General features: G+C 69.7%; 10 protein-coding genes. 2 read left to right on the top strand and 8 right to left on the bottom strand.

Annotated elements, in window-relative coordinates:
* Positions 1 to 105: 105 nt before the first annotated feature.
* Both ACLJRL_RS00050 and ACLJRL_RS00045 read right to left on the bottom strand, forming a co-directional pair.
* Positions 106 to 1,626 (bottom strand): amino acid permease, encoded by a 1,521-nt coding sequence (locus ACLJRL_RS00050; RefSeq protein ID WP_410653886.1) that lies wholly within the window; start codon positions 1,624 to 1,626, stop codon positions 106 to 108.
* Between the two features lie 175 nt (positions 1,627 to 1,801).
* Entirely contained in the window at positions 1,802 to 2,716 is a 915-nt protein-coding gene (locus ACLJRL_RS00045) for a cation diffusion facilitator family transporter (RefSeq protein WP_410653885.1), read from the bottom strand.
* Between the two features lie 154 nt (positions 2,717 to 2,870).
* Here ACLJRL_RS00045 and ACLJRL_RS00040 point away from each other — a divergent pair, with 154 nt between their 5' ends.
* Complete coding sequence (locus tag ACLJRL_RS00040; RefSeq protein ID WP_410653884.1) at positions 2,871 to 5,903, top strand: BTAD domain-containing putative transcriptional regulator; 3,033 nt, start codon at positions 2,871 to 2,873, stop codon at positions 5,901 to 5,903.
* Positions 5,904 to 5,944: 41 nt separating this feature from the next.
* Here the strand turns inward: ACLJRL_RS00040 and ACLJRL_RS00035 are convergent, their stop codons facing one another.
* The 6 genes from ACLJRL_RS00035 to ACLJRL_RS00010 all read right to left on the bottom strand — a co-directional run bounded on the left by ACLJRL_RS00035 (position 5,945) and on the right by ACLJRL_RS00010 (position 11,121).
* Complete coding sequence (locus tag ACLJRL_RS00035; protein ID WP_410653883.1) at positions 5,945 to 6,469, bottom strand: hypothetical protein; 525 nt, start codon at positions 6,467 to 6,469, stop codon at positions 5,945 to 5,947.
* Between the two features lie 219 nt (positions 6,470 to 6,688).
* Positions 6,689 to 7,924 carry a mannose-6-phosphate isomerase, class I gene (gene manA, locus ACLJRL_RS00030; RefSeq protein WP_410655108.1) on the bottom strand — a complete coding sequence of 412 codons (1,236 nt, stop codon included), beginning with the start codon at positions 7,922 to 7,924 and terminating at the stop codon, positions 6,689 to 6,691.
* 67 nt (positions 7,925 to 7,991) lie between these two features.
* Positions 7,992 to 9,083 carry a hypothetical protein gene (locus ACLJRL_RS00025; protein ID WP_410653882.1) on the bottom strand — a complete coding sequence of 364 codons (1,092 nt, stop codon included), beginning with the start codon at positions 9,081 to 9,083 and terminating at the stop codon, positions 7,992 to 7,994.
* Positions 9,067 to 9,288 (bottom strand): Trm112 family protein, encoded by a 222-nt coding sequence (locus tag ACLJRL_RS00020; RefSeq protein WP_410653881.1) that lies wholly within the window; start codon positions 9,286 to 9,288, stop codon positions 9,067 to 9,069. The genes ACLJRL_RS00025 and ACLJRL_RS00020 overlap by 17 nt, the downstream gene beginning before the upstream one ends.
* A 52-nt stretch (positions 9,289 to 9,340) precedes the next feature.
* Entirely contained in the window at positions 9,341 to 10,696 is a 1,356-nt protein-coding gene (locus ACLJRL_RS00015) for a phosphomannomutase/phosphoglucomutase (protein WP_410653880.1), read from the bottom strand.
* Between the two features lie 71 nt (positions 10,697 to 10,767).
* Positions 10,768 to 11,121 carry a DUF3499 domain-containing protein gene (locus ACLJRL_RS00010; RefSeq protein WP_410653879.1) on the bottom strand — a complete coding sequence of 118 codons (354 nt, stop codon included), beginning with the start codon at positions 11,119 to 11,121 and terminating at the stop codon, positions 10,768 to 10,770.
* Between the two features lie 116 nt (positions 11,122 to 11,237).
* Between ACLJRL_RS00010 and ACLJRL_RS00005 the strand changes: the two genes are divergently transcribed.
* Complete coding sequence (locus tag ACLJRL_RS00005; RefSeq protein ID WP_037306554.1) at positions 11,238 to 11,669, top strand: metallopeptidase family protein; 432 nt, start codon at positions 11,238 to 11,240, stop codon at positions 11,667 to 11,669.
* Positions 11,670 to 12,044: the final 375 nt, after the last annotated feature.

Raw genomic sequence — 12,044 nt, 5'->3', positions numbered from 1 at the left:
CGGTATCGCACACGGATTTTACGGTGACAGCGGGTACCCCCACCGGCCGACAAAAAAGCGGCCCACCATCCACAAAGGAATGGTGGGCCGCCGAAACGAGAATGATCAGTCCGATACGGACGCCGAAGTCTCGTCCTTGTTCTGCTTGCCGAGCAGTGAATGACGACGGCTGTAGGCGAAGTAGACGACGACGCCCAGCAGCATCCACGCGATGAACCGCAACCACGTCAAAACGGTCAGGTTCAGCATCAGCCACAGGCACGCGAGGATCGCCAGGATCGGGATCACCGGCACCCACGGAACCCGGAAGGCGCGGGGCAGATCCGGCCGTGTCCGGCGCAGCACCATCACGCCCGCGGAGACGAGGATGAAGGCGAACAGCGTGCCGACGTTGACCATTTCCTCCAGCTTGTCCGCCGGGAAGAACGTCGCCGCGACCGCGACCAGCGTGCCGACGACGATGGTCGCCCGCTTCGGTGTGCCGTTCGGACCGGTCTTCGCGAGCCCGCGCGGCATCAAGCCGTCGCGCGACATCGCGAAGATGATCCGGATCTGGCCGAGCATCAGCACCATGACGACGGTCGTCAGACCGGCGAGGGCACCGACGGAGATGATGTTGGCGGCCCAGTCGACACCGTTCACCGAGAAGGCGGACGCGAGCGTCTTCTTGCTGCCGTCACCCGCCGAAGTGGCGAGATCCTTGTAGTTCACCATGCCGACGACCACGAGCGACACGGCGACGTACAGCACCGTGACGATCGCGAGCGAACCGAAGATGCCGCGCGGCACGGCCTTCTGCGGGTTGCGGGTCTCCTCCGCGGTGGTCGCCACGATGTCGAAGCCGATGAACGCGAAGAACACCAGCGACGCCGCGGCCAACAGACCGAAGACACCGAACGAGCTACTGCTGCTGCCCGCGAGCACCGAGAACAGCGACTGGTCGACCCCGGTGGCCGACGATTCGGCGCCTGTCTGGGCCTCCGGGATGAAGGGGCTGTAGTTGGCGGCCTTGATGTAGAAGATGCCGAGCACGATCACGAACAGCACCACCGCGACCTTGATCCCGGTGATCACCATGGAGAACCGCGAAGACAGCTTCGTGCCGACGGCGAGCAGGGTGGCCAGCACCAGCACCACGATCAGGGCGCCCCAGTCGACGGGGACGCCGCCGATCTCGAACGTCGTCTTCGTGCCCTTGCCGAAAATGTAGGAGAGCACGGTTTCGAGGTAGGCGGACCAGCCCTTCGACACCGCGGCCGCGCCGACCGCGAGTTCGAGGATGAGGTCCCAGCCGATGATCCACGCCATGAACTCGCCGAACGTGGCGTAGGAGAACGTGTACGCGCTCCCGGCCACCGGGACGGTCGACGCGAATTCCGCGTAACAGAGGGCGGCCAGCGCACAGGCGATGGCCGCGAACACGAACGAGAGCGAGACCGAGGGCCCCGCGTAGTCACCGGCCGTGCGCGCGGTGAGGGTGAAGATCCCGGCACCGATCACGACAGCGACGCCGAAGACGGTCAGGTCCCACGCGCTCAGATTTCGCCTGAGCTTGGATCCCGGTTCGTCGGTGTCCGCGATGGACTGCTCGATGGATTTCGTACGCCACAGACCGTTTCCGGGCACCCTTGACCTCCTACGCCTGACTCGGTTGAACGACCCTATCCCTAGGTCCCGGCGGCAGCGCGGTGGGAGAGCAACGAAGTACGCGGAGGTTCGGATGGTAGTCGGCACCGCACGGAGAGTCGCTCCGGACGGCGGTCGCGGGCCTGGTCCTCACACGCTCCGAAAGCGCGTGAGATCAGGCCAGACTGCGGTCCAGGTCCGGCTCGAGGTAGATCAGCTTCGCCGTAGGCACCTTCGCGCGCACACGCGCTTCGGCGTCGTCTATGGCCTGAGCGACCGCGGCGGTGTCCAGTCCCGGCACCAGCGCGAGCTTCGCGGCCACCAGCATCTCGTCCGGGCCGATGTACAGGGTGCGGATGTGGATGACCCGCTCGACCTTGCCGGCGGCGAGTTCGTCGACGATCGTGTCGTGGTCGGTCTCGGTGGCGCCCTCGCCGATCAGCAGGCTCTTCATCTCGATGATCAGGATGACCGCGATGATGCCGAGCAGCAGGCCGATCGTCACGGTGCCGATGCCGTCCCAGATCGGATCGCCGGTGGCGACCGACAGGCCGACGCCCGCGAGCGCGAACACCAGGCCGAGCAGCGCGCCCGCGTCCTCCAGCAGGACCACCGGCAGCTCAGGCGTCTTCGCCTGGCGGATGAACGCCCACCAGCCGGCGTCGCCCTTGATCTTCTTCGACTCCTGGATGGCGGTGTAGAAGGAGTAGCACTCCAGCCCGATCGCGACCACCAGGATGCCGACCGCGACGAACGGCGAGGTCAGGGCTTCCGGCTCGCCGATCTTGTGGATGCCCTCGTACAGCGCGAACACCGAGCCGAGGCTGAAGAGCATCAGCGCGACGATGAACGAGTAGAAGTACCGGTCGCGCCCGAAGCCGAACGGGTGCGTGCGGGTCGCCTTGCGCTGCGAGGTCTTCTGACCCAGCAGCAGGAGGCCCTGGTTCGAGGTGTCCGCCAGGGAGTGCACCGACTCGGCGAGCATCGAGGACGACCCCGTGATGAGGAAGCCGGTGAATTTCGCGATCGCGATGCCGGCGTTCGCCACGAGTGCGGCGATGATCGCCTTGGTTCCGCCACCTGCTGACACGTGCCAACTCCCCAGGGTGTCCCGATATGCCGGGTTCGAAGGCTAGCAGTGCAGATCAGCCGTGACGCGCTGGGCGGCCCCGCCCGGGGACAGGTCACAGAAATGTCGGAACCGCTCGCTACTCTCGCCCCTCTCATGACCTGGGGAGGTGCCCATGCCGCGATTCGGCGTGCTCGGACCGTTGACGATCGAGAGCCCGCCCGGACAGCGGACGGAACTGCGTGGCGATCGCCAGCGCACCCTGCTGGCCGTTCTGCTGCTCAACGCGAGCTCGTCCGTCACGGTGGACACGCTGGTCGAGACGCTTTGGCCGGAGACGCCGCCGAAGTCGTACGCGTCGAACCTGCACACGTACGTCTCCCGGTTGCGGTCCCGGATCGAGGGACTGGAGATCGAGCGGGACACCCACGGCTATCGGCTGGTGATCGATCCCGCCGATCTCGACCTGCTGTCCTTCCGCGAAGCCGCGGCCGCCGGGCAGCGGGCGGCGCGGGCGGGTGATCCGGCGGGCGCCGCCGGGCACTATCGCCGCGCGCTGGCGCTGTGGCGCGGGCCGGTGCTCTCGGGGCTGCACATCCCCCTGCTCGACGCCGACGTCGCCCGGCTCGAATCCGAACGGCTGGCCGCCTTCGAGGACTGCGTCGACGCGGAACTGTCCGACGGCAGGCACGGCGAACTGACCGGCGAACTCCAGGCGATGATCACCGAACACCCGTTGCGCGAACGACTGGCCGCCCAGCTGATGATCGCGCTGCACCGCGCCGGGCGGCAGGCCGATTCCCTGACCGTCTACCGCGGCCTGCGCGCCACCCTGGTCGAGGAACTCGGTGTGGAACCCGGCGCCGAGGTCCGCCGCGTGCACGCCGCCGTGCTGCGCGGCGACGATCCCGTGCCGAGCACCCCGGCGGTGAGCGCGCCGCCGGTCTTCCCGCTCTGCCAGCTACCCCCGGATATCGCGGACCTCGCCGGCCGCGACCGCGAGATCGCGCGGCTCACCGGCCTGCTCGACGGCGGCACCGGCGTCCCGGTCGCGGTGATCACCGGCGAACCCGGTGCCGGGAAGTCCACCCTCGCCGTCAGCACCGCGCACCGGCTCCGGCGGTCCTTTCCGGACGGCCAGTTGTTCGTCCCGCTCGCCGGGGCGTCCAGCCCGCGCGACCTCGCCGACGTTCTGGGCGACCTGCTGCGCGCGCTGGGCGTCACGGGGCCCGCGATCCCGGACGACGTCGAGGCACGGGCGGCGGTCTACCGCGGGCGGCTCGCCGATCGCCGGGTGCTCGTGGTGCTCGACGACGCCGCCGGCCCGGACCAGGTCCGCGCGCTGCTGCCCGGCACACCGGGCAGCGCCGTCCTGATCACCAGCAGGCAGCGGCTTTCCGGGCTGGCCGGGGCGGAGCGGCTGCACCTCGCCCCACTGTCCGGTGCCGAGGCGATGATGTTGCTGGAGCTGCTGGCAGGACAGGCCAGGGTCGGTGCCGAGCGGGCCGACGCGGAACGCATCGCCGCCGCCTGCGGCAATCTCCCGCTGGCGCTGCGGATCGCCGGCAGCAGGCTCGCCATGCGGCCGGGCCTGGCGCTCGGGAAACTCGCCGGGAGGCTGGAAGACGAGGTCTCCCGACTCGACGAACTCCAGGTGAGCGACCTGCAGGTCCGCGGCAGTATCGCGTTGAGCTATCAGGCGCTGAACCCGGCCGCGCGGCACGCGTTCCGGCTGATCGGCCGCTGCCGCACCCTCGACCTGCCCGCCTGGGCGGTGTCGACACTCATCGACGGCGACGACCTGAACGAGGCGGAAGACGCCGACGAGGCCATCGACGAACTCGTCGAGGCGAGCCTCCTCGAAGCGACCGGCCTCGACCCGACGGGCGAGCAGCGGTTCCGGCTGCACGACCTCGTGCGGGTGTTCGCCACCGAACTGGGCCGCGAGGTGGAGACCCTCGCCGAGCGGGTGGCGACGGTCGCGAAGCTGTCGGACGCGGCACTGTGTCTCGCCGACACGGCGGCCCGGCGCCTGCCGCGCACGGTGCCGATGCCGTTGTCGGATCAGGACGTGCCCGCCCAGCCGTTGCCGGAGGAACTGGTCGAGCGGCTGCTGCGCGATCCCGGGACCTGGTTCTCCGTGGAGCGCGCCAACCTGGTCTCCGCGGTCTCGTCGCTGTGCGAGTTCGGCTGGCGGCGGAAGGCGTTGCGAATACTGGAAAGACTGAGCGCGTACCTGTACCAGCACAACCACTACACCGATATGCGGACGGCGTACGAAACCCTGCGCGACGCCGCCCGAAAGGCGGACGACAGGCATATCGCGGCCATCGCCGAGGCGAACCTGACGGTGCTGCTGCACGCGCGCGGCGAGTACGAACGCGCCGTCGAGGGATACCGCGAATGTTCGAGGGAACTGGCGGCGCTCGGCGACAGTTCCGCGCAGGCGTGGGTGGAGAGCAATCTGGCGCACTGCCTGGTCGGGCTCGGCCGCGCCGGGGAGTCCCTGGACGCCGCCACCCAGGCCCGCGAACTGTCCACTGTGGAGGCATCGGGGCCGGGGAGCCATGCCCGGCGGGCGGAATCCGCGGCGCTGCACCGGCTCGGCAAGATCACCGAAGCACTGGAGATCGACCGCAGGATCCTCTTCCAGGCAAGGGAATCCGGCGACGACCGCCAGCTCGGCACTGCCCTGCAAGGACTTTCCTGGTCGCTGATGCTCGACGGCCGTCCGGAGCAGGCCTTGGAGACGATCGAGGAATCGGTCCGAGTCCTGCGGCGGACGACGGCGAAATCGGCGCTGGCGAAGTCGTTGCGCACCCAGGGCGCGATCCTCGCGGGCGCCGGCCTTCGCGTCGGCGCGGTGAAGGCCTACGAGAACGCGCGACGTCTCGCCGGCGCACTCGAAGAGCGGCCACGGGAGCTTTCCTGCACCCGCGCCATCGCGGCCAGCTGGATCGGCGACGGCCGGGCCGACCGCGCGATTCCCGTGCTGCGCGAATGTCTCGACGAATTCCGTGCCATGGGCGGGAAACCCGCGACCGGCCTCACCCTGCACGTGCTGCGCAGGGCGTACGAGGCCGTCGGGGAAACGAAGGCGGCCGAGGCGGCGGGCGAAGAGGCGAAGCGATTGGAAGTCCCCCACGACACCAACACTTCGACCCTCGTCCGGTTGCTGTTGTCGCTCACCGAACCCGCCCCGGCCTGACCGGGTGGTGCCCGACCCCTCAGACGAGCACCACCCGGAAATCACTGGATGACGAGCCTCGGCTCGTTCGCGCTCCGCAGCGACGGGAGCCAGGCCAGGACGAGCACGAGAAGGCCGTTGACGATGGCGTCCCAGGCGGGCTCGGTGGCGTCGACCCGCGAGACCGCGAGCACGTTGATCAGTCCGGCGACGGTCAGCATCACCCGCGCGGGCTGCGCGCCGGAGACCGCCAGCGCGGCGGTGAGCACCACCTGCGCGCCGAGCGTGACCATGACGACCAGGGGAAGGTTCAACCTGCCCTCCGCGTCGACGGCGAGTTCGTGCAGGGCGGCGCCGGCGGCTTTGACGGACTCGATCGCGTCACCGGTGATTCCCGCCAGTGCCTGCGCCGAGGAGACCAGGTCGTGGCCGCTCGGCAGGAGGTTCACTCCGTCGACGACCGGGACGAGCACGGTCACGACGGCGAATCCGAGCGCGGCGAGCAAGGTGCCGGTGCGCAGGGCCGACGGCGCCGCCGCCAGTGCCCGGTAGGCGCGCCCGCTCACCGCGTCGGGATGGGAAGTCACTGCAGCTGTCTCCTTGGCTATCGACCTGCGGGACGAGCCGACAACAACGGCCGGGTCACCCCATCGGGCGATAGTCGCGGAACCCACCACACGGAACGCACACACTTGGGCCAAGGAAGGAACTCGGGCCAAGAAACCTATGCAAGTAGTCCTCTAGTGGCGGTACTTGCACGCGCAAGTACCGCAACTAGAGGACTACTTGCGTGGGGGGGTTCGGGTCTAGCAGGTGCCGGCGGTGGCGCGGAAGACCTGGGTGCGGTCGCCGGAAAGCGGCCGGACACGGACGGCGGGGTCGGCGGCGGGCAGCCACACCGACTGGCCGCGCCGGAGTTCGACCTTCTCGCCGTCGTCGGCGGTCACCAGCAGGCTGCCCGCGGTGCACAGCAGGATCTGCGGGCCGACGTCGTGGACGGCGACCTCGTCGCCGTCACCGGCCTCCCACTCGATCCGCGACAGCTCGAACTCGGGCGCGTCGGTGCGGTACACCGACAGGCGCCGGTCGTCGGCACCGTCTGCTTCGCCGCTCTGGACGGGCATCTCGCCGCAAGCGAAGTCGACGACGCGCAGCAACTCCGGCACGTCGACGTGCTTGGGGGTCAGCCCGCAGCGCAGGATGTTGTCCGAGTTCGCGAGGATTTCGACGGCGGTGCCGTGCAGGTACAGGTGCAGGTTCCCGGCGGGCAGGTAGATCGCCTCGCCCGCGCTGAGGGTGAGGCGATTGAGCAGCAGCGCCGCCAGCACGCCCGCGTCCCGCGGGTGCGACTCGCCGAGTTCCAGGATGGTCCGGCATTCGACGTCGAACTCGCCGCGGTCCCGGATGTGCTGCACGCACGAATCGAGGACCTCGGGCAGCAGGTCGTCGAGCGCGGCCTGCGGAAGCGTGATCCAGGTGGTGAACAGCGCACGCAGCCCGGCCGGATCCGGCTGGGCCTCCAGCAGCACCGCGTACTTCGCCAGCCCGGGCGTCTCGATCGCCTTCAACAGCGCGATCGTGCGCTCCGGTTCACGGAAGCCCGCCAGGGCGTGGAACTCCGTCAGCGCGCAGACGAGTTCCGGTTTCGCCGTCGGGTCCGGGTAGTTGCGGTTCGAGGCGTCGCGAGGGATGCCCGCCGACTCCTCGCGGGCGTAGCCCTCCGAGGCCTGCGCGGCCGACGGGTGCGCCTGCATCGAAAGCGGCTCTTCGGCGGCGAGGATCTTCAGCAGGAACGGCAGCCTGCCGCCCCAGCGTCCGGCGCAGCTCGTGCCGAGCTGCCCGACCGGGTCGGCTTCGACGAGCTCCAGCAGGCTCCGCTCGGTGCCGTCCGGGCCCACGACGTGGGACGGGTCACCCGGGTGGGCGCCCATCCACAGTTCCGCTTCCGGGTGCGGCGCCGGGACCGGACGCCCCAACAGCTCGGGGATCGTCGTTCTCGACCCCCACGCGTAGGGCCGCACGGCATTGCGCAGCAGCTCCACTGTCACCTCAACTCCTCGCCGGGCACGGGTGGTGCCGGCCCTCATTCCTTCACGTCGCGCGCGGGGTTCACGCCGTTGCGGGCGTGTACCTCCCGGCGCCGCCGATGCTGCCCACGGCCAGCCCCAGATAGACCGCGGCCAGCTCGAAACGCAGGGCGAGAACGGCCGCACGCACGATCTCGTCCGCTTCGATCTCTTCGGCCGGGGCGATCACATCCGCACCGGGCAACAGGTCTTCCGCCTGGTAGCGGGCCGCCTCGGTGGCAGGTCCCGTCCGAACCGAGAGGAGTAACACCCTCGGCGTCAAGCCGACCCCCTCCTCCGGGTCCGCGAAGATATCGCGCTGCACGGTTCCCGACAATGCCGCACGCCGCAAAGCGGGCCTGGCCAGCGCCTGGCGATAGTCCTCCACGTCACAGACGAGGGCCGCGTGGGCGGCGAAAGCGTGGGCCGCGTGCTCGCCGACGGCGACCGCGACCGGGTCCAGTCCCCACAGCAGCGGCTGGCGATCGGACAGCCGCAGCGCCAGCGCCTTGGCCGGGTTCGCGAACGAGTCCCTGGCCAGGTAGTCCTTCTCCGCTTCCGCGTCGAGATGGTCGGCGAGCTGCTCCAGATCGGCCACCAGCAGACCGAGCGCGTTCGCGGTGAGCAGCGCGGCGGCGAGCCCGCGCGGGAAGGCCATCTCCGGCGGGACCGGGAGCCTGGGCGCGAGGATCAGTCCCTTGCCCGCGACGGCGGCCGCGACCGGCCCCTCGCCGGGAGCGGACAGCACGACCGTCGCGCCGAACCGGGCGGCGCGCTCCAGCGAAGCGGCCAGCTCGCGGTCACCGGCGTCGTCGGTGTGCGCGAAGACGACATCGAGGGCACCGATCCAGCTCGGCACCACTTCGGCGACGACCACCGGCACCGGGCACGCCGGTGTCAGCAGCGCGGCGACCAGCCGGGTCAGCGTCCGGCTGACCCCGGGCCGGTCGATCAGCACGAGCGAACGCGGGCGCCCGATGTCCAGGCGATCGCTCAGCTCGAGTTCGGCCGCGGCCTCGGCGGTCGCCCGGACCTGGGCACCCGCCATCGCTGCGGCACGCAGAAGCCCCGCGGTGTCGGCCTCGGCCAACCGCGCGGGATCGTCCAGCAGGGAATCGTCAGGGACCGTCGGCATGGGCGCCATCCGGGGTCGTCGGCTCGGTGGCTTCGTCCAGCAACAATACCGGGATTCCATCACGGACCGGATACACGCGACCACATTCCGTGCAGGTCAGTGCGTCGGCCTCCGGATCCGCCGGCGTCCCCGTCACGAGCGGTGCGTGATCGGGGGACGGGCAGGCCAGGATCTCCAGCAACTGTGCGTCAAGCGTGACGGCCATGGTTACTCCCTACCTGTGGGACATCTCTATGTGTGTTTTCACGACACATTCGTTACCCACGGACTATCGCCAGTACGTCTTCGGTCAGTGCCCGGACGGCCTCGGCATCGGCGGCCTCGACGTTCAGGCGGAGCAGGGGCTCGGTGTTGGAGGGGCGGAGGTTGAACCAGCCGCCGCCGGGAAGCTGCACGGTCAGCCCGTCCAGCTCGTCGATCTCGACCCCGTCGCGCGCGGCGAAAGCGTCCTTGACCGCGATCATGCGGGCGACCTGATCGTCCACGGTCGAGTTGATCTCGCCGGAGGCCGCGTAACGCGAGTACTCGGCGGTCAGCTCGGACAGCGGGCCGGTCTGCTCGCCGAGGGCGGCGAGGACGTGCAACGCGGCCAGCATGCCGGTGTCGGCGCGCCAGAAGTCGCGGAAGTAGTAGTGCGCGGAGTGCTCGCCGCCGAAGATCGCGTCGGTCTTGGCCATCTCGGCCTTGATGAACGAGTGCCCGACCCGGGTGCGCACCGGCTTGCCGCCGTGCTCGGCGACGATCTCCGGGACACCCTTCGACGTGATCAGGTTGTGGATGATGGTGCCGCCCGGCTCCTTCTCCAGCTCGCGGATCGCGACCAGCGCGGTGATGGCGCTCGGGGACACCGGCTCGCCGCGCTCGTCGACGACGAAGCAGCGGTCCGCGTCTCCGTCGAAGGCCAGGCCGGCGTCGGCGCCTTCCTCGATCACCTTCGCCTGGAGGTCGACGATGTTCTTCGGGTCGAGCGGGTTGGCCTCGTGGTTCGGGAAGCTGCCGTCGAGTTCGAAGTACATCGGCACGACGTCGACGGGCAGGCCGGTGAAGACCGTCGGCACGGTGTGGCCGCCCATGCCGTTGCCTGCGTCGACGACGACCTTCAGCGGACGGCTGCCCGACAGGTCGACGAGGTTGCGCAGGTAGGCCGCGTAGTCGGCGAGGACGTCCTTCTGGGTCACCGAACCGCGCTGGCCGGCGAAGGCGGGCACACCCTGCTCGACGGTGTCGCGGATCTCCGCGAGACCGGAGTCCTGGCCGACCGGGGCGGCGCCCGAGCGGCACAGCTTGATGCCGTTGTACTTCGCCGGGTTGTGGCTGGCGGTGAACATGGCGCCGGGCAGGTTGAGCGACCCGGACGCGAAGTACAGCTGATCGGTGCTGGCGAGGCCGATCGAGACGACGTCGAGGCCCTGCGAGGTCACGCCGTCGGCGAAGGCGGCGGACAGCTCCGGCGAGGAGTCGCGCATGTCGTGGCCGATGACCACCGAGTCGGACTCGGGTTTGATCAACAGGGCGAACGCCGACCCGAGATCGCGTACGAGCGCGGTGTCCAGCTGCTCACCGACCACGCCGCGAATGTCGTAGGCCTTCACGATGCCCGAAAGGTCTGGCACGCCTGCTCCCCGCCAATAGTCTCGTTACAACGCCCTCTGGCGCGTCGAAAGCCTACCGGCGAGCCCCTGTGTCAGGCGCGCCCGGGCAGGACGCGCAGGTGGCCGCGCCTGCCGGAGGGACCTTCGGGTTCGGGGGCGGCCGCGGGCTTGTCCGAACGGCCTGCTTCGCGGACGGCTTCGGCCAGCGCGGTCAGCTCGTCGGCGGACGGATCGGGGACGGCGAACGCGCCCTCGTGCCGGACGACTTCCCAGCCCTTGGGCACGGTGAGCCGGAGGGCGTGGGCTTCGCAGAGGTCATAGGAGTGCGGCTCGCTCGCGGTGGCCAGCGGCCCCACGACAGCGGTGGAATCGCTGTAGGCATACGTGAGCGTGGCGACAGCGGGCTCGAGGCAACCCGTTCGCGAACACTTTCGTACGCTCCGCACGATCGAGAACGATAGCGCGTCCTGGGCCCGGCGTACCGGCGACACGCGCTTCGACTCGCCGAGCGCGTACCCTTCCGTTCGTGGCGACGGCTCGTGATTCCCGACAGCGACGGCGAATGCGCCGGGACCGGCACGGCCGGGGCCTGCGCGGAGCGCTGTATCCGTCGACCCTTCCCGCCGCCGCTAGCAGGGCGGAAAGGTTCGACGCACTCGTTTTGGACGCGCTCGAACCCATCGAAGCGCGCTGGCGGCACGAACTGACGAAGCTCGACGTGGCCGTCGACGACGTCCCCGAAGTTCGCTCGGATGGCGCACCGTCGGGAGTCGACGGCGTGTTGCACGACGGCGCCGTCCCGCTCTCGCGACTCGTGCCCGCCGGCGTCGACCGCGCCGGGCTCCCGACGCGGGCCCGCATCGTGCTCTACCGCCGCCCGCTCGAAGCGCGCGCGAAGGACCCCGGCGAACTCGCGGAACTCGTCCACGACGTCCTCGTCGAACAGGTCGCGGGCTACCTCGGCGTCGAACCCGACGTCATCGAAGGTGAGTGACTCGCCACTCCAGCGCAGCCCCCACCCTTCCCGGGGGGCGTCCCCAGCCCAGCGTATCGCCGGGGTACGACGGGACCTGCGAAAACGGGCCTGAACGGCTGAGTTGTCCACAACGGGATCAGCCTGTGGACAACTCGGTGATGAGTACTGGGAACGGGCGCGCATCTCTGGTGGCGGTCACGTCCGCGGGAGCCTCGCGGAACCGAGTCCGTGAAGGCCTCCTTGAGGGAATCAGAGTCCCTCAAGGAGGCCTAATGGGTTGTGTTCGAGCTGGGTTTGGCAGGCTTGGATGTGGTGGCTGCTGGCGGGTGAGCACTCGTGAGGCCTGGGTTTTGCGAGACCTTCGTGAAGACCGTCGCCCCTGCTGGTAGCGGA

This window comes from Amycolatopsis sp. lyj-112, from assembly GCF_046549055.1.
Classification (GTDB): domain Bacteria; phylum Actinomycetota; class Actinomycetes; order Mycobacteriales; family Pseudonocardiaceae; genus Amycolatopsis.
This window is presented reverse-complemented; position numbering and strand designations above follow the sequence as displayed.